The 17,224-nt window shown below is 64.8% G+C and carries 16 protein-coding genes and 1 other RNA gene; 4 read left to right on the top strand and 13 right to left on the bottom strand.

Annotated elements, in window-relative coordinates; translation table 11 throughout:
- Nucleotides 1-521: 521 nt before the first annotated feature.
- The 8 genes from ACVW1B_RS40275 to ACVW1B_RS40240 form a co-directional block, all read right to left on the bottom strand.
- Nucleotides 522-989: a nuclear transport factor 2 family protein gene (locus ACVW1B_RS40275; protein ID WP_456777779.1), complete on the bottom strand. Its 468-nt coding sequence runs from the start codon at nucleotides 987-989 to the stop codon at nucleotides 522-524.
- 271 nt (nucleotides 990-1,260) lie between these two features.
- The gene (gene ybgC, locus ACVW1B_RS40270; RefSeq protein ID WP_253604529.1) at nucleotides 1,261-1,710 is read right to left on the bottom strand and encodes a tol-pal system-associated acyl-CoA thioesterase; all 450 of its coding nucleotides are present in this window, start codon (nucleotides 1,708-1,710) and stop codon (nucleotides 1,261-1,263) included.
- A gap of 100 nt (nucleotides 1,711-1,810) precedes the next feature.
- Nucleotides 1,811-2,428, bottom strand: coding sequence for a hypothetical protein (locus ACVW1B_RS40265; RefSeq protein WP_076825032.1), 618 nt, complete (start codon nucleotides 2,426-2,428; stop codon nucleotides 1,811-1,813).
- Nucleotides 2,429-2,617: 189 nt separating this feature from the next.
- A complete protein-coding gene (locus tag ACVW1B_RS40260) occupies nucleotides 2,618-3,535 on the bottom strand; it encodes a metallophosphoesterase (protein WP_253604531.1) in 918 nt (305 codons plus the stop codon).
- Between the two features lie 239 nt (nucleotides 3,536-3,774).
- Entirely contained in the window at nucleotides 3,775-4,824 is a 1,050-nt protein-coding gene (gene ruvB, locus ACVW1B_RS40255) for a Holliday junction branch migration DNA helicase RuvB (RefSeq protein ID WP_253604533.1), read from the bottom strand.
- A gap of 193 nt (nucleotides 4,825-5,017) precedes the next feature.
- On the bottom strand, nucleotides 5,018-5,635 hold the full coding sequence (gene ruvA, locus ACVW1B_RS40250) for a Holliday junction branch migration protein RuvA (protein WP_456777781.1): 618 nt from the start codon (nucleotides 5,633-5,635) through the stop codon (nucleotides 5,018-5,020).
- Nucleotides 5,632-6,159 (bottom strand): crossover junction endodeoxyribonuclease RuvC, encoded by a 528-nt coding sequence (ruvC, locus tag ACVW1B_RS40245; protein WP_456777782.1) that lies wholly within the window; start codon nucleotides 6,157-6,159, stop codon nucleotides 5,632-5,634. The genes ruvA and ruvC overlap by 4 nt, the downstream gene beginning before the upstream one ends.
- A 231-nt stretch (nucleotides 6,160-6,390) precedes the next feature.
- A complete protein-coding gene (locus ACVW1B_RS40240) occupies nucleotides 6,391-7,137 on the bottom strand; it encodes a YebC/PmpR family DNA-binding transcriptional regulator (protein WP_028332817.1) in 747 nt (248 codons plus the stop codon).
- 212 nt (nucleotides 7,138-7,349) lie between these two features.
- On the opposite strand from ACVW1B_RS40240, the gene ACVW1B_RS40235 reads away from it, so the two are divergent.
- Nucleotides 7,350-9,128, top strand: a complete 1,779-nt coding sequence (locus ACVW1B_RS40235) for a methyl-accepting chemotaxis protein (RefSeq protein ID WP_456777783.1) — start codon at nucleotides 7,350-7,352, stop codon at nucleotides 9,126-9,128.
- 197 nt (nucleotides 9,129-9,325) lie between these two features.
- Nucleotides 9,326-10,750, top strand: a complete 1,425-nt coding sequence (locus tag ACVW1B_RS40230) for a methyl-accepting chemotaxis protein (protein WP_456822909.1) — start codon at nucleotides 9,326-9,328, stop codon at nucleotides 10,748-10,750.
- Between the two features lie 102 nt (nucleotides 10,751-10,852).
- On the opposite strand, the gene ACVW1B_RS40225 is transcribed toward ACVW1B_RS40230, so the two are convergent.
- From ACVW1B_RS40225 to ACVW1B_RS40205, 5 genes are all read right to left on the bottom strand, one after another.
- On the bottom strand, nucleotides 10,853-11,680 hold the full coding sequence (locus ACVW1B_RS40225; RefSeq protein WP_092087611.1) for a TIGR00282 family metallophosphoesterase: 828 nt from the start codon (nucleotides 11,678-11,680) through the stop codon (nucleotides 10,853-10,855).
- A gap of 2 nt (nucleotides 11,681-11,682) precedes the next feature.
- Complete coding sequence (locus ACVW1B_RS40220) at nucleotides 11,683-12,261, bottom strand: 5-formyltetrahydrofolate cyclo-ligase (RefSeq protein WP_137476855.1); 579 nt, start codon at nucleotides 12,259-12,261, stop codon at nucleotides 11,683-11,685.
- 171 nt (nucleotides 12,262-12,432) lie between these two features.
- Nucleotides 12,433-12,593: non-coding RNA, 6S RNA (gene ssrS / locus ACVW1B_RS40215), on the bottom strand.
- Nucleotides 12,594-12,859: 266 nt separating this feature from the next.
- A complete protein-coding gene (locus ACVW1B_RS40210) occupies nucleotides 12,860-13,243 on the bottom strand; it encodes a cell division protein ZapA (RefSeq protein WP_028332812.1) in 384 nt (127 codons plus the stop codon).
- Entirely contained in the window at nucleotides 13,240-13,560 is a 321-nt protein-coding gene (locus ACVW1B_RS40205; RefSeq protein WP_456777785.1) for a DUF4164 domain-containing protein, read from the bottom strand. Before ACVW1B_RS40205 ends, ACVW1B_RS40210 begins: the two co-directional genes overlap by 4 nt.
- A 335-nt stretch (nucleotides 13,561-13,895) precedes the next feature.
- Here ACVW1B_RS40205 and tkt point away from each other — a divergent pair, with 335 nt between their 5' ends.
- Nucleotides 13,896-15,878, top strand: a complete 1,983-nt coding sequence (gene tkt, locus ACVW1B_RS40200; protein ID WP_456822908.1) for a transketolase — start codon at nucleotides 13,896-13,898, stop codon at nucleotides 15,876-15,878.
- A gap of 160 nt (nucleotides 15,879-16,038) precedes the next feature.
- Complete coding sequence (gene gap, locus ACVW1B_RS40195; protein ID WP_016842563.1) at nucleotides 16,039-17,046, top strand: type I glyceraldehyde-3-phosphate dehydrogenase; 1,008 nt, start codon at nucleotides 16,039-16,041, stop codon at nucleotides 17,044-17,046.
- Nucleotides 17,047-17,224 lie beyond the last annotated feature (178 nt).

Raw genomic sequence — 17,224 nt, 5'->3', positions numbered from 1 at the left:
CCTGAGCATAGTCTGATGTGGCCGGCTTGCTCCCTGGCAACACCACAGGTTGCCCATCGAGCCTGCCCTCTCGCGTCAGCTCGATCATAAACTCAACCCTTACACTTGCTGCATCGCTTTCGACGCGTGGAGGTCTCCTCCAACACCTCTCGAGCTGATGTCTGAACATCGCCCCCAAGTATCGGCCCCGCGCATTTCATTCCTCGCTGCGCTTGGCTGGATAGCAACGGCTATGAAGACGGTCGCGAGGAGGAAGCCTGCGAGCGCAACGGCGGCAGAACGTTTATTTGGCATGTAATGAGGTCCGGCAGACGCGGTGAGGTTGCAACGCGGACCAGAATAAACCGCCCCTCATCGGGACTCGCAAATCGTTTTCGACGAGCCGGCACAAACGCGCCGTAGCCCGGATGGAGCGAAGCGCAATCCGGGATCGATCTTGCCACAGGAGAGTGGGTGCACTCCAAGAGATCGTCCCGGATTTCGCTGCGCTCCATCCGGGCTTCAAGGCTACCGAGAGCCGATCAGAACGGCTCCTGCGCCAACCCCGGCACGTCGGCCGGACGCGGGCCCGGGGCGGGCCAGTGGAAGCGGCGGTCCTTCTCCGAGATCGCGATGTCGTTGATCGAGGCCTCGCGGCGGCGCATCAGGCCGTGCTCGTCGAACTCCCACTGCTCGTTGCCGTAGGAGCGAAACCAGTTGCCGCCGGCATCGTGCCATTCGTACTGGAAGCGGACCGCGATGCGGTTGCCGTCGAATGCCCAGAGATCCTTGATCAGGCGATACTCCTGCTCCTTCTCCCATTTGCGGGTCAGGAAGGCCACGATCGCCTCGCGGCCCTGAAACACCTCGGAGCGGTTGCGCCAGCGGCTGTCCTCGGTATAGGCGCCGGCAACCCGAACCGGGTCGCGCGAATTCCAGGCGTCCTCCGCCATGCGCGCTTTCTGTGCGGCGGTCTCGCGGGTGAAGGGTGGCAGCGGCGGGCGTGACATTGGCGATCCCTCGCGGTTGAAGCATGATCCGGAAAAGTGTGAAGCGGTTTTCCGAAAAGATCATGCTCGAAATGTAAGACAAACGCGATCGATCTGATCGCGTTTTGTCACGCGCAAATCTATCGCCGCGCCGCGCAGAGTCGATGGGTCGTTTCTTATCGCCCGATAGCTGGAGCCTATTCCGTTCCGGTTGTATCGGAACGGGGCTCCGGATTCCTGTTTTGACGCGTTTTCTTCACGCGAACCGGTACCCACTTCGCTCGAAAACGCTCTAAGACAGATCGGCCTTCATCAGCGCGCGAATAGCCTTCGGAATCGGCTGCGCGCGGCCGCCGCTGATGAAGGCGACGCGGACCTCGGCCTTCACAAGCACGTCATCGCCGCGCCGGACTTCCTGAGCGAGCATGATGGAGGCGCCCTTCACAGCGATCGGCCAGGTCACGACGTCGAGCACGTCGTCCATCCGCGCCGGCTTGAGGAAGTCGAGCGTCATCGAGCGCACGACAAAGGCGAAGCCGCCGGTCTCCTCCTGCGCTTCATCGAACAGCGCCTGCTGCTCGGCGCCCATCAGGCGGAGATGATTGGTGCGGCCGCGCTCCATGAAGCGCAGGTAATTGGCGTGATAGACGATGCCGGAAAAATCGGTGTCTTCGTAATAGACGCGGACCTGCATATGGTGGCGGCCGTCGCGGATCTGGCCGTCGAGAATGGGTGAGGTCATTTGCAGCCCCCGATTGCGCAAGACTTTGGTTCGTATTGCGCAAAATCGCCGGCCGACGCAAGCACGGTCGGGAAATCTTGGGATCGGCTGGCGATCTGGATCAGGCGACCTTCTGGAATACCTTGTTTCTGACGACCTCTTGGTACCGATGATCTGTTCTGACCAGGTCGTCAACGATCATCTTGACTTGAAAAGCGTCGATCTGCTCATCGGTATATTGATCGCCGATTGCCGGAATTTTCGTCGGATCGAGTGACGATCCCCTCAGACGCCATTCATAGTCGTCGAAATCCATGTAACCGCCAACCTTGAGCAGTTTGTCGCACAAGAAGTAGTTCAAAGCGTCGACTGCGACCGTATGCGCGCCGTCGAGAAAGCAATAATCATAGATCGGAGCGCCCTCATACTGCCTGATCAGCTTCATGAGAGACCAGTTGTAGGAATCGTTGAACTTCTGGGTGTTGCCGAAATATGAGATCTTGTTTGGGTAGGCGCTGAGCTTTGTCTCCGCGCGCTGGACCGCATCGTTGAAATCGAAAAGATGCAGCTCACACTCGGGAAACAGCTGGCAGACGTTTCTTGCGGTATCCGCCATGTAGATTCCAAATTCGGCGTAACGGAACGGCTGCTCCCGGCCGAAAACGGTTTTCATGAACTCGTAGGTGCCTGTCGTCCCCTGAACGCCGACGACGAGCTTCTTGGGATACCAATCCTGCATTTTGCGCAATCCCTCCCGCTACCTTAGGGTGAAGGGTACCGCCCACAGAAATATGCGGCAACTTACGATCCTTCATCGCGGCCATGTCGAAAGGCGCCACTCCGGAACCGGAACGGATACAGCGGTTACTTTCGGCGGAACCGCCGTCGGCCCGCATCCGATGCGCAGCTCTCGCCCACGCAAGCGTAGTCAGGACACCACCGGCCCCTTTGCGCCGAGCGTGACCTGCACGATCTCGGGCGGCACGCCGAGGCGGAACGGCATGATGCTGCAGCCGAGGCCACCGGAGACGACGACGTCGCATTTCAGCTTGATATGGCCATACGCGAGCCGCATGCCGTGCTTCACCGGTACTGCCGGCGACCAGCCGAGCAGCCGGACCTGTCCGCCATGGGTGTGGCCGGACAGCTGCAACGCGACACGCGAGGGCACCCGGAGCGCGACGTCGGGCTCATGCGCGAGCAGGATCACCGGCGCGTCGTCTGTGACCTTGGCAAGCGTCGCGTTGAGATCGTCGACGCCGATGCGCGTGACCTGGCGATAGGGCCGCGCCGCCATGAAGGCGAGCTGGTCACCGAGACCGGCGAGCCAGAACGGACGACCGTCCTTGGCGAGCCGCACCGCGTCGTTCTCGTAGACCGGAATCCCCGCCCCCTCCAGCGCGCGGCGCGCCAGCGGGATGCCGCGCCCCAAGCGCTGTACCGCCTTGTCTTCCCAGTAGTCGTGGTTGCCGAGCACGGCGTGCACGCCGAGCGGCGCCTTCAGGCCCTTCAGCACCGCGGCCCAGTCGGAGGCCGGAATGAAGCGGGTGACGTGGCGTAGCCCCGCGACATAGTCGCCGAGCAGTACGATGATGTCGGGGTTCAGGGCGTTCGTCCGCTCGACGATCTCAGCGATGCGATCGAGCGACATCCAGGGATCGCAGGCGTGGATGTCGGCGAGTGCGGCGATCTTGAGCGGAAAGTCCGCCGGCCATTGCCGCGGCGACAGATCGTAGCGCGTGAGCGCGAGGCGGACGACCGGCTCGCTCAAGCCATAGGCCGCGGTCGAAGCGGTGGCGGCGGTCAACCCGCCGAACCCGCGCAGAAAATGACGACGTGAAATCATGGATGTGTGATCGGTGATGCCTGGCGCTTGTCGAAAACACTCTGGGCTATCATAGGCCCTTTGATTGGAGCGAAATTGGGCCGCGTTTGTGCAGACGGCCTGCAGGGATGCCGCAATGGTTAGTAGGCAAGGTTACCGGCAAGCGCGACGCGCTGCATCAACACGTCATTCACGTCTTTGGGAGCGGAGGGCTTTTGCTTCAGCATGAAGAACCGCTTCGCGCTCTTCCGGATCATGCGTCAGTCCTCGTCGCCATTGCCGCCGAACAGGCCGAATTGCGAGGGATCGCGGTTCGGCTCGGCGAGACCGAGATGACGGAAAGCATGCGAGGTCAGGAGCCGGCCACGCGGAGTACGCTGCAGATAGCCGCACTGGATCAGATAGGGCTCGATGATGTCCTCGATCGCATCGCGCGGCTCCGACAGCGCCGCCGCCATGGTCTCGACGCCGACCGGCCCGCCGCCATAGTTCAACGCGATGGTGGTGAGATAGCGCCGGTCCATCGCGTCTAACCCGACGCTGTCCACCTCGAGCGCGCTCAACGCCCGGTCAGCGATGCCGCGGTCGACGGAATCGGCATCGGCGGCGGAGGCAAAGTCGCGCACCCGGCGCAGCAGGCGGCCGGCGATGCGCGGCGTGCCGCGGGCGCGGCGCGCGATCTCATTTGCGCCATCAGGACTCATGCCGATATTGAGCACGCGGGCGCCGCGGGTGACGATCTTCTCGAGCTCTTCCTCGGTGTAGAAATTGAGCCGGATCGGAATGCCGAAGCGGTCGCGCAAGGGATTGGTGAGCAGCCCCGCACGCGTCGTCGCGCCGACCAGGGTGAATTTCGACAATTCGATTTTCACAGAACGCGCCGCGGGACCTTCGCCGATGATCAGGTCGAGCTGAAAATCCTCCATCGCGGGATAGAGCACTTCCTCGACCGCCGGGCTGAGGCGATGGATCTCGTCGATGAACAGCACGTCGCGCTCTTCGAGATTGGTCAGCAGCGCTGCGAGATCGCCGGCCTTCGCAATGACAGGGCCGGAGGTCGCACGAAAGCCGACGCCGAGCTCACGCGCGACGATCTGCGCCAGCGTGGTCTTGCCGAGGCCGGGGGGACCGACGAACAGCACATGATCGAGCGCCTCGCCGCGTTTCTTCGCAGCCTCGATGAAGATCGAGAGATTCTTGCGCGCCTGGGCCTGACCGACGAACTCGGTCAGCGACTGCGGCCGCAGCGCGGTGTCACCGACATCGTCGGAGCGGCGTTCAGGCGAGACCATGCGCGAGGGCGTATTCATGATGCGAGACTAACACGAGATTGTTCTCCCTCTCCCCGCTCTTGCGGGGAGAGGGTTGGGGTGAGGGGCTCCTTCCGCGAGCGCAATGTGTGTCGAGACCTGTACCCCCTCACCCGGATCGCATCTGCGATGCGATCCGACCTCTCCCCGCAAGCGGGGCGAGGTGAAGAACAGAGGCGCTCCAATCCACGGATCACTTCGACAGTTCCTTCAAGCCCAGCCGGATCAGCTGCGCGGTCTCGGCGCTCTCACCGGCGCTGCGCGAGGCGGCGGCGATGGCGGCGGCGGCCTGCGGCTGGCCGTAGCCGAGATTGACCAGCGCCGAAATCGCGTCGGTGACCGGACGCGGCGCGCGGTTGTTGTCGATCGCGCCAGACAGTTGCACCACCGCGGGATCGACATCGGCAAAGCCCGGCGCCTTGTCCTTCAATTCGCTGACGATGCGCTCGGCGACCTTCGGCCCGACACCCGGCGTCCGCGCCACCGCCGCCTTGTCGCGCAGCGCGATGGCGTTGGCGAGATCGGTCGGCGGCAGCGTGCCGAGCACCGCGAGCGCGACCTTGGCGCCGACCCCCTGCACGGTCTGCAGCAGGCGAAACCATTCGCGCTCGTGATCGCTGCGGAAGCCGAACAGTTTGATCTGGTCCTCGCGGACGTAGGTCTCGATCGAGAGCACGGCGGCGCCGCCCGGCGACGGCAACGCCTGCAACGTGCGGCTCGCACAATGCACCTGATAACCGACGCCGCCGACGTCGAGGATCACGTAATCCTCGCCATAGGAATCGATCAGACCCTTCAGCTTGCCGATCATAGGTTCGCCACCCTGAGCCGCAGCGCGATGCTCTGGCGGTGGTGGGCGTGGGTGATCGCGACCGCGAGCGCGTCCGCGGCGTCGGCGGACGGCGGCTCGGCTTTCGGCAGCAGGATCTTCAGCATCACCTGGATCTGGTTCTTCTCGGCATGTCCGGCGCCGACCACGGTCTTCTTGACCTGGTTGGGCGCGTATTCGGCGACCGAGATACCGAACATTGCTGGCGCCAGCATGGCGACGCCGCGCGCCTGGCCGAGCTTCAGCGTGGCCACGCCGTCCTTGTTGACGAAGGTCTGCTCGACCGCCGCCTCCGCAGGCTTGTAATCGGCGAGCACGGCGGCCAGCCCCTCATGGATCGCGAGCAGCCGGCTCGCCAGCGGCAGATCGTCCGGCGGTTCGACCGAACCGCAGGCGATATAGACGAGACGGTTGCCTTCGGTCTCGATCACCCCCCAGCCGGTGCGGCGGAGACCCGGATCGATACCGATGATGCGGACGGGGGAGCGAATCGGCTGGGATGTCATGGGGTAGTGATACCGCCTGCGCCGGGAGAACGAAACACAAACGGAGCGCCATCCCCTGCTCCGCGTGTCGTTGTACTCGGCCCGCTCGTCATCCCCGCCTAGTGCGCAATTGCGCACGGGAGCGGGGATGACGTACGCCGCGGCTTCTCGAATCAAACGCAGGTCTCTGGAATGCTGGGTCGCCCGCCTTCGCGGGCGATGACAGTGGTGTGTTGGGGGCGGACGACGCTCTTACCCGCCCATCTTCGCGATCAGCGCGTCGGACACCTCGAAATTGGCGAACACGTTCTGGACGTCGTCGTGCTCGTTGAGCAGGTCCATCAGCTTCAACAGTTTTTCGCCGGTCTCGTCGTCGACCGAAACGGTGTTCTGCGGCTTCCAGGTCAGCGCCGCCTTGCGCGGCTCGCCGAACTTCGCTTCCAGCGCTTTTGCGACTTCGCGGAAAGTGTCCTGCGAGGCGTAGACCTCGTGGCCGCCTTCGCTGGAGACCACGTCGTCGGCGCCGGCCTCGATCGCGGCGTCCAGCATGGCGTCGTCGGAGGCGACCTTGGCGTCGTATTCGATGATGCCGGTGCGGTCGAACATGAAGGCGACCGAGCCGGTTTCGCCGAGATTGCCGCCCGACTTGGTGAAGAAGGAGCGGATATCGGAAGCGGCGCGGTTGCGGTTGTCGGTCAGCGCCTCGACGATGACGGCGACGCCGCCGGGGCCATAACCCTCGTAGCGGATCTCGTCATAGTTCTCGCCCTCATTGCCCGCGGCCTTCTTGATGGCACGGTCGATATTGTCCTTGGGCATGTTCTCGGCGCGGGCCGCGACCACGGCGGCGCGCAACCGCGGATTCATCGCCGGGTCCGGGGTGCCGAGCTTGGCCGCCACGGTGATTTCGCGGGCCAGCTTGCCGAAAAGCTTCGACTTCTGGGCATCCTGCCGGCCCTTGCGGTGCATGATGTTCTTGAATTGGGAATGGCCGGCCATGCGACGTCTCTTCGGAGCTTAGGGTCTGAACAGGAATGGAAAACGCGGCCTTATAGGCCCCTCACGGTCAAAATCAAAGGATCGCCGGGGCCCTCCGGCGGAGGAATACTACCGCAAGCCGGAATATGAGGCACTTGTTAACCATGACTTCATGCCCGGATGCGAGGATCGCCCCGTCCCGCCGCAACTTTCCACAGCCCCAAAGAGCCCACATGGCGTTCGGTTTGTTTCGAAAGCAAGTGCCGGAGCCGGCTGCGCCGGCCGTCGCGCCGCAGGTTCCAACCGCGGCCGCAACCCCTGAGGTCTCGGCCGAGACTGATTCGGCCAAGGATTCATCCAAGGATTCCTCCAAGGAGATCCTGGAATTGCTGGAACTCGAGCTCGGCGCGATGATCCGCCAGCTCGAACGCGCCGCGAGCTCGGTCGCCGACGGCGCCGAGGCGACGGCAGCCAAGCTCGCCACCATCCGCACCCGCACCGACGCGCTGACCGGCCGCAGCAGCGATGCGCAGAGCACCGCGACGACGTTCTCGCAAGCCGCCGACCGCTTCACCCACTCCGCCGAGGGCATCGGGGCGCAGGTGCGCAGTGCGAGCCAGCTCGCTGACGACGCCGCGGCCGCGGCGCGCGAGGCCACCGCCAATGTCGATCGCCTGCGCGAATCCTCAGCCGCGATCGGCAACGTCGTCAATCTGATCGCGCAGATCGCGCGGCAGACCACGCTGCTTGCACTGAACTCGACGATCGAGGCGGCGCGCGCCGGTGCCGCCGGCAAGGGCTTTGCGGTGGTCGCAACCGAGGTCAAGGCGCTGGCGGTGCAGACCCAGAGCGCGACCGAGGAGATCACCCGCAAGATCGAGGCATTGCAGAAGGACGCCACCGGATCGGCCGACGCGGTGCACCGCATCTCCCAGGCGATCGAAAAGATCCGCCCGGTGTTCGAGAACGTCAACGGCGCGGTCGCCGAGCAGAATGAAATCACCGGCGAGATGGGGCAGAACGCCGCCTCCGCCTCGCACTTCATCGTCTCGGTCGGCACCAGCGCCGGCGAGATCGACTCGGCAACGCGCGAAGCCGCCGCGCATGGCGACAATGTCGCCAAGGCCGGCAAGGCGGTGACTGCGTTCGCGCAGAAGCTGAAAGCGCGCTGCGCGGTGCTGCTGCGCCAGGACGAGCGCGGCGATCCGCGCAAGAACGAGCGCCTGCCTTGCAGCCTCAAGATCGAGATCACGACCACGCGCGGCATCGTCACCGCACCGGTCTACGAGATCGCGATGGACGGCATTTTGATCGGCGGCGCCGATGCCGAGAAGCTGCCGGCGCAAGAGACCCTGAACGCGACATTGCCGGAGATCGGCGCGTGCCGGATCCGGATCGGCGAGCGCTCCAAGGCAGGCAGCCAGGCCCGCTTCGAGGCGGCAACGGCCGAGCTGCGCGAAAAAATCGAAGACCGGATGTGGGCGATCCACGAGGAGAACGCCGAGCTCGTCACCCGCGCGATCGAAGCCGGCAGCACGCTGAGCAAGATGTTCGAGAACGGGCTGGCGAGCGGCGCGATTACAATCGCCGACATGTTCGACACCGACTATGTCGAGATCGCAGGCACCAACCCGGTGCAGTACCGCACCAAAATGCTGGACTGGGCGGAGCGCACGCTGCCGGCGTTCCAGGACGCATTCCTCGCCAGGGACAAGCGAATGGCATTCTGCGTGATGATCGACCAGAACGGCTATCTGCCCGTCCACAACAAGCTCTACTCGCAGCCGCAGCGGCCGGGCGACGTGGCATACAACACCGCCAACAGCCGCAACCGCCGCATCTTCAACGACGCCGCGGGCCTCGCCGCCGGCCGCAACCAGCGCGCCTATCTGATCCAGACCTATGCGCGCGACATGGGAGGCGGCAACACGGTGATGATGCGCGAGATCGACGTACCGATCCGCGTGCGCGGCCGGCACTGGGGCGGGTTCCGCACCGCCTACAAGCTTTGAACGCTTCGTAGCCCGGATGCAGCGAAGCGTAATCCGGGATGCATGTTTCCACGGGCAGGAGTCCCGGATTTCGCTGCGCTGCATCCGGGCTACACGGTGCGCGCTCAGGCAAGACCGGCAGCGCGAATCACGCTTTAGGGTTGGAATGGGGAATGCTGCGGCGGCCGACAGGCCGCTGTAACGGAGGAAGCGTCGACATGTCGGCCGCGCAGCTTGCAGTTCTGGATACGTCATCGGACCGAACGCTGGCCGAGCGGCTGGTGGACCAGCTCGCCGACCACATCGGCGGCCTCGGGGTCGAACTCGCCGACATCGCCGGCAACGTCCAGGAAGTCGCGAACCGCGTCAGCAGCCAGTCCGAGCGCTTCCATCATTTGCAGACGACGGCCGAGACGATGGTCGCCGCCAATCACGACATCGCCAACGCATCACAGGCGGTGCAAACGACCGCATCCGCCGCGGTCGGCCAGATCGCGGAGTCGCGCCATGTGGTCGAGACGGCGGTCAGCCATATCGCGGAGCTCGTCGCGGCGGTCGGACGGATCGAGGCGCGGCTCGCCGCGGTCGGCTCCGCGCTGAGCCAGGTCGCCAAGGTTTCCGGTTCGATCGAGGCGATCGCCAAGCAGACCAATCTGCTGGCGCTCAACGCCACCATCGAGGCGGCGCGCGCCGGCGATGCCGGCCGCGGCTTTGCCGTGGTCGCGAGCGAAGTCAAGAACCTTGCGGAAGCGACCCGCCAGGCGACGCATCAGATTTCCGACACCGTGCGCGATCTCGACGGCCAGATCGGCAGCCTGATCGGCGAGAGCAGCGATGCCTCGTTGCGCGCCAAGAGCGCCGGCGAAGGCGCCCAGCAGATTTCGGGCATCATCATGCGCGTGCAGGAAGGCTTCTCATCCGTCGGCGCCGAGATCGGCAGCGTGGCGCGCGCCGCGACCTCCAATCTCGGCCATTGCGACAGCGTGATCGCGGAGCTGAACGAGCTGGCCAAGGGCGTCGACCTCTCCTCGCGCGACCTCAAGCACGCCGACAGCCGCGTCGCGAAACTGCTCGAGCTCTCCGAGAGCCTGATCGTGACCATCGCCGACAGCGGCGTGGAGACCAGTGACACGCCGCTGATCCGTGTCGTGATCGACACCGCAAGGCAGATCTCGGAGCTGTTCGAGAATGCCGTCGCGCGCGGCGAGGTCACGCTCGCGCAATTGATGGACGAGAATTATCGCGAGATCGCCGGCACCAATCCGAAGCAGTACCTGACCGACTACGTCGCGTTTACCGACCGCGTGCTGCCCGCGATCCAGGATCCGATCCAGAAGAGCGATCCGCGCATCGTGTTCTGCGTCGCCTGGGCGCGCAGCGGCTATCTGCCGACCCACAATCCGAACTACCGGCAGCCGCAGGGGCCGGACCCGGTCTGGAACAACGCCAATTGCCGCAACCGCCGCCTTTTCAACGACCGCGCGGTGAGCAAGGTCGCGGCCAACACAAAACCGTTCCTGCTGCAGACCTATCGCCGCGACATGGGCGGCGGCAATTTCGTGCTGATGAAGGACCTGTCATCGCCGATCGTCGTAAACGGCCGCCGCTGGGGCGCATTCCGGATGGGCTTTAGGCAGGGTTGACGGCAGCTCCGTAGCCCGGATGGAGCGAAGCGTGATCCGGGATCAATGCCACCGCGGAGAGATTCCCGGATTTCGCTTCGCTGCATCCGGGCTACGGCAACCTCACTTCACCCAAAACCCCGGCACCGCGGGCTCGAGCCGCCCGCCGGCGCGCACCGGCGCGACCTTCACCGCGAGCCCGGTCGCATCGTCGGTCTCGACCGCGATGCCGCTCAGTGTTGCCACACCGCCCGCCGGCTCGAAACGACCGGAGGGAATGCCGGTGAGGAAGCGCTGCAGCGGCTCCTCCTTCTGCATGCCGATCACCGAGTCATAGTCGCCGGTCATGCCGGCATCGCTCATATAGGCGGTGCCGCCCGGCAGCACCTGATGATCAGCGGTCGGCACATGGGTATGGGTGCCGACCACGAGGCTGACGCGGCCGTCGCAGAAGAAGCCGATGCCCTGCTTCTCGCTGGTCGCCTCGGCATGGAAATCGAGCACGATGGCGTCACAGCCCTCGCGCAGCGGGCAGGCCTCGAGCTCGCGCTCGATGGCGCTGAACGGATCGTTCGAGGACGGCTCCATGAAGACGCGGCCGATCGCGTTGAGGACCAGCGCGCGCTTGCCGCTCTTGGTATCGACCAGCGTGGCGCCGCGGCCGGGCGAATGGCGCGGAAAATTCAGCGGGCGGATCAGGCGCGGCGCGCGCTCGATGAAGACCAGCGCCTCCTTCTGATTCCAGGCGTGGTTGCCGAGCGTGATCGCATCGGCGCCGGCGTCGAGCAGCTCCTGATAGATCGCCTCGGTGATGCCGAAGCCGCCGGCGGAATTCTCGCCATTGACGACCACGAGATCGAGCGACCAGTCCCTGATCATGCCGGGAAGGTGGTCGGCGATGGCGGTGCGGCCGGTCCTGCCGACGACGTCACCAACGAAGAGAATTCGCAAGGTTAGCTACTCCGGAAATCGAACGTCTTGCGCTCCGTTAGCACAAAATCGAGCGGGACGTCGTGCGACAGCGCCGGAATCGCCTTGGTTTCCTGTGCAGCAAAGGCAAGTCCGACCCCGATCACATGCTTGGCCTTGCGCAGATGCGCGAAGGTATAGTCGTAATAGCCGGCGCCGTAGCCGATACGGTGACCGAGCTTGTCGAATGCCGCGAGCGGCACCAGCATCACGTCCGGATGCACCTCGGCGGCGGCCGGCGACGGCTCGGGAATGCCGAGCGGCCCGAGCATCAGCCGGTCCTGCGGCGACCAGCTGCGGAAGGTCAGCGACTGGCCGCGCGCGTTGATGCAGGGCAGCGCGAGCCGCGCGCCCTTGTCGGCAAGCTTCTTCATCAACGGCGCCGGATCGAGCTCGCTGCGGATCGGCGCATAGCCCGAGACGATCATGCCCTGCGCGATCTCGAACGGCGCGCCGCGCTTGGCGAGCGCTTCGGCAGCCGTCGCGCGCTGCTCGTCGCTCAGCGCATCGCGCTTGGCGAGAGCAAGTGCCCGGAGCTCGGCCTTCGATGGAGATGCGTGCATGATCCATCTTCCGCTGTCGTCGTCCGCGACAACGGACGATCCATCATTCCAGAGACGCTAGCTTTCGTTAAGGCCAGGCCGCGGCGCGCTGGACGCCCCGTATCGCGGGGCACAACACTGCTAGACAATTCAACCGCCGCAGCGCGACGACAAGGCAACAGCAAAAATAAGTGCGAAGCCGCAGAGGCCGTTGGAGCGCTCGATCCCGGAGTTCCCTACGAAAGTAGGTGGGCACCATATGTCCGGGTCCACGGACCCGGCCAGGGACAGTTCCCTAAAGGATCGATAAGGCCCCGGGGATATATGGCTCCTGACGCACGACGCAGCTTCGCGGGGGCTAATCTAGCCATCGTTGCCCCAATCCGCCAGCGGTAAGGAAGACGCAGCCGAGACCCATGCACTTCTCTCCACCCTCCCCTGGAGGGGGAGGGTCGGTACGCATGAAGCGTAGCGGAATGCGAACCGGGGTGGGGTGATCTCTCAACGCGGGCACTGCGCGTGTGGAAAGACCGTCACCCCACCTCGCCGCTCATTTCATGAGCGTCGATCCTCCCCCTCCAGGGGAGGATAAGATTCACCCGATGCCGGAAAATATAGATCACCCGATCGCGATGCCGCCGCCGATGGTGCGGTTGAGCACCTGCGTGGTGCGCTCGATCCGCTCCGCGGCGGCGTTGAGCGCGTTGGAGACCGCGGTCTGGGTCGCGCGGGCGCGGTCGATGGCGGCAACGCGCGCATTGCGCAGTTGCTCGACCTCTTCCTCGAGGCTGCGGATGCGTGCGCTGGCGTCGACCAGTTCGTCGCAGGCGGTGAGCGCCGCCATCACTGTCAGCCGCGCATCGCCGATTTCGCCGAACTTGCCGCGCAGCGATTCCACGCGTTGCTGGAGATTTTCCGCGAGCTTCAGGAGCCGCACCTCCTGGCCCTCCTCGCAGGCCATCCGGTATTGCCGGCCATTGATGGTGACGTTGATGTGGCTCATCTAGGGTCTCCGCCGTCGAGCACGGCGCGAATGCTGCCGATTGCCGCGTCGAGTTTTTCCGCGATCTCGCGATTGGCGCGCTCGAGCTTGCGCGTCTTCACCAGCGATCCGTCGAGCTCGTCGGCAAGCCTGGAGCGATCGGCGCCGAGCGCCTGGATGCGGCTCGCCAATTCGTTCTCGTCGCGGTCGGCCTCGCGGCGCCGCTCCACCGAACTCTCCAGCGCATCAAGCGCTGCCATCAGCCGCTTGGTCGCAGCATCGATATCGGCAAGCGGTGCCTCGGTATTGCCAGACCCGTTGGCGAGACGATCACTCATGACACGCGGCGTGGACCCTTCAAGTCGGTTGGCTTGGTAGCCTGCGGAAGACAGGCCTGCCGCACGGCAAAACTGGCGGTTCGGCAAGCGTTTACGGGACGAAATTTACGTGGCAAGCGAGGGAAGCGCAACGGCGGCGCAGAACTATGCACCGTTGAATGAAATAGGGCGATTTCGGGCAACTTTTCCCCGTTTTGAGGCGTTTCATCGCCTTGGACTTGCGGAATTGAGGTGCTAATCCACCCCCAACCCGTAAGGCCATCCACGCGCGTATCGCGGCTGCCCGCCCCGATCCGTCCCGCAATCAGCTCCTCATTTTAGGCGGACTTTTCATCATGACGCAGGTCGATCACACCCGTATGGCCAATGCGATCCGTGGCCTTGCCATGGACGCCGTCGAGAAGGCTAATTCCGGCCATCCCGGCCTGCCGATGGGCGCCGCCGACGTCGCGACCGTCCTGTTCACAAAATTCCTGAAATTCGATGCGGCCGACACGGCGTGGCCCGATCGCGACCGCTTCGTGCTCTCGGCCGGCCATGGCTCGATGCTGCTCTATTCGTTGCTGTACCTCACCGGCAACAAGGACATGACGCTCGACCAGCTCAAGCATTTCCGCCAGCTCGGATCGCTGACACCGGGACACCCGGAGAACTTCCACACCAGGGGCATCGAGACCACCACCGGTCCGCTCGGCCAGGGCATCGCGACCGCGGTCGGCATGGCGCTCGCCGAGAAGATGCTGGCCGCCGAGTTCGGCAAGAAGATCGTCAACCACCACACCTATGTGCTCGCCTCCGACGGCGACCTGATGGAGGGCATCTCGCAGGAAGCGATCGCGCTCGCCGGTGTCTGGCGGCTCAACAAGATGATCGTGCTGTACGACGACAACGGCATCTCGATCGACGGCCCGACCTCGATCTCCGATTCCGTCGATCAGGTGAAGCGCTTCAAGTCCGCAGGCTGGGCCGCCGAATTGATCGACGGCCACGATCCGCAGGCGATCGCCGCTGCAATCACCCGCGCGCAGAAATCCAACAAGCCCTCGATGATCGCCTGCAAGACCACGATCGGGTACGGCGCGCCGCACAAGGCCGGCACCGCCAAGGCGCATGGCGAGGCGCTCGGCGCCGACGAGCTCAAGGCGGCCAAGGAGAAGCTCGGCATCTCGCTCGAGCCGTTCTCGGTGCCCGACGATGTGCTGAAGGCCTGGCGCGAGGCAGGCGCCCGCGGCGCCGCCGAGCACAAGGCGTGGGACGAGCAGTTCGCGCAGCTCGGCAGCCGCAAGCGCGCCGAGTTCGAACGCCGCATTCGCCACGAGCGGCCGCAGTCGCTCGCCAAGGGGCTGCGCGCTTTCAAGAAGGGGCTCCTTGAAAATCCGCTCAACGTCGCGACCCGCAAATCGTCGGAAGCAGCGATCGAGGTGATTGCGGCTGCGATGCCGATGGAATTCGTCGCCGGCTCCGCCGACCTCACCGGCTCCAACAACAACAAGGCGAAGTCGGCGACGGCGTTCGGTGCCAAGACGCCGAAGGGCCGCTTCATCCATTACGGCGTCCGCGAGCACGGCATGGCGGCGTGCCTCAACGGCATCTTCCTGCACGGCGGCTTCGCGCCGAACGGCGCCACCTTCCTGGTGTTCACCGACTACGCGCGCGGCGCGATGCGGCTGTCGGCGCTGATGGGCACCGGCGTCGTCTATGTCATGACCCATGACTCGATCGGCCTCGGCGAGGACGGCCCGACGCACCAGCCGGTCGAGCATCTCTCCGCGCTCCGCGCGATGCCCAACATGCGCGTGTTCCGTCCCTGTGACGCGGTCGAGACCGCCGAGTGCTGGGAACTGGCGCTCAACCGCGTCGACGGACCGACGGTGCTGGCGCTGACCCGCCAGAACCTGCCGCAGCTCCGCACCACGGCGCCGAACGACAACCCGTGCAGCCACGGCGCCTATGAGCTGGTCGCGGCGCAGGGTGACGCAAAAGTGTCATTGTTCGCGTCGGGTTCCGAGGTCCAGATCGCGGTCGAGGCGCAGAAGCAGCTCGCCGGACGCGGCATCGCGACGCGGGTGGTCTCGGTCCCGTCGCTGGAATTGCTGCTGGCACAGCCCGCCGAGCGGCAAAATGCCATTATCGGCAACGCCCCGGTCAAGATCGCGATCGAGGCTGCGGTACGCTGGGGCTGGGATGCCGTGATCGGCCATGACGGCGAATTCATCGGCATGCACGGATTCGGCGCCAGCGCTCCGGCGAAGGACCTTTTCCGGCATTTCGGCATTACTGCTGAAGCCGTCGTTAACGCTGCCACGAAGCGCGTCTGACGCTGGCCTGACACCCGTCGGCCAAGGTTGAGCTTGTCGCAAAAAAGGATTACCTAAGCTCCATCTTTTCCGTACGCGCCCGGCCGAACCGGGCGTTCCGCCGTAAAAACCTCGTGGGAGCGCTCCCGCGGGGCTGACAACAGCATTAGAGGAGACGAGCATGGCAATCCGCGTCGCGATCAACGGGTTTGGGCGTATCGGCCGCAACATTCTGCGCGCCATCGCCGAGTCCGGCCGCAAGGACATCGAGGTGGTCGGCATCAACGACCTCGGCCCGGTCGAGACCAACGCACACCTGCTGCGCTTCGATTCCGTGCACGGCCGCTTCCCCGGCACCGTCACGGTCGACGGCGACACGATCAGCCTCGGCGACAACAAGATCAAGGTTTCGGCCGAGCGCGATCCCTCCAAGCTGCCGTGGAAGGCGCTCGGCGTCGACGTCGCGCTGGAATGCACCGGCATCTTCACCGCGAAGGACAAGGCCTCCGCGCACCTCACCGCCGGCGCCAAGCGCGTGCTGGTCTCGGCGCCCGCCGACGGTGCTGACGCCACCATCGTCTACGGCGTCAACCACGACACGCTGACCAAGGATCACCTGGTGATCTCGAACGGCTCCTGCACCACCAACTGCCTCGCGCCGGTCGCCAAGGTCCTGAACGACACCGTCGGCATCGAGACCGGCTTCATGACCACGATCCATGCCTATACCGGCGACCAGCCGACGCTCGACACCCTGCACAAGGATCTCTATCGCGGCCGCGCCGCGGCGATGTCGATGATCCCGACCTCGACCGGTGCCGCGAAGGCGATCGGCCTCGTGCTGCCCGAGCTGAAGGGCAAGCTCGACGGCGTCTCGGTCCGCGTTCCGACCCCGAACGTTTCCGTGATCGACCTCAAGATCGTCGCCAAGCGCGCAACCGACGTCAAGGAGATCAACGAGGCGATGAAGCGTGCGTCCGAGCAGCAGCTCAAGGGCATCCTCGGCTACACCAACGCGCCGAACGTCTCGATCGACTTCAACCACGATCCGCACTCGTCGACCTTCCACATGGACCAGACCAAGGTGCAGAACGGCAACTTCGTGCGCGTGATGTCCTGGTACGACAATGAGTGGGGCTTCTCGAACCGTATGGCGGACACCGCCGTCGCGATCGGCAAGCTGGTTTAGGTTCGACTGTTCGTGATGCCCGGCTCACCGCCGGGCATCTGCGTGTTTGCCGCTCCGTCATTCCGGGATGGTCCGCAGGACCAGACCCGGAATCTCGAGATTCCCCGATGCGCAATTGCGCATCTGAGGTTCGATGCTACGCATCGCCCCGGAATGACCCCAGGAGTTCGACACCCCC

The sequence above is a fragment of the Bradyrhizobium sp. USDA 4502 genome, from assembly GCF_054063355.1.
This window is presented reverse-complemented; position numbering and strand designations above follow the sequence as displayed.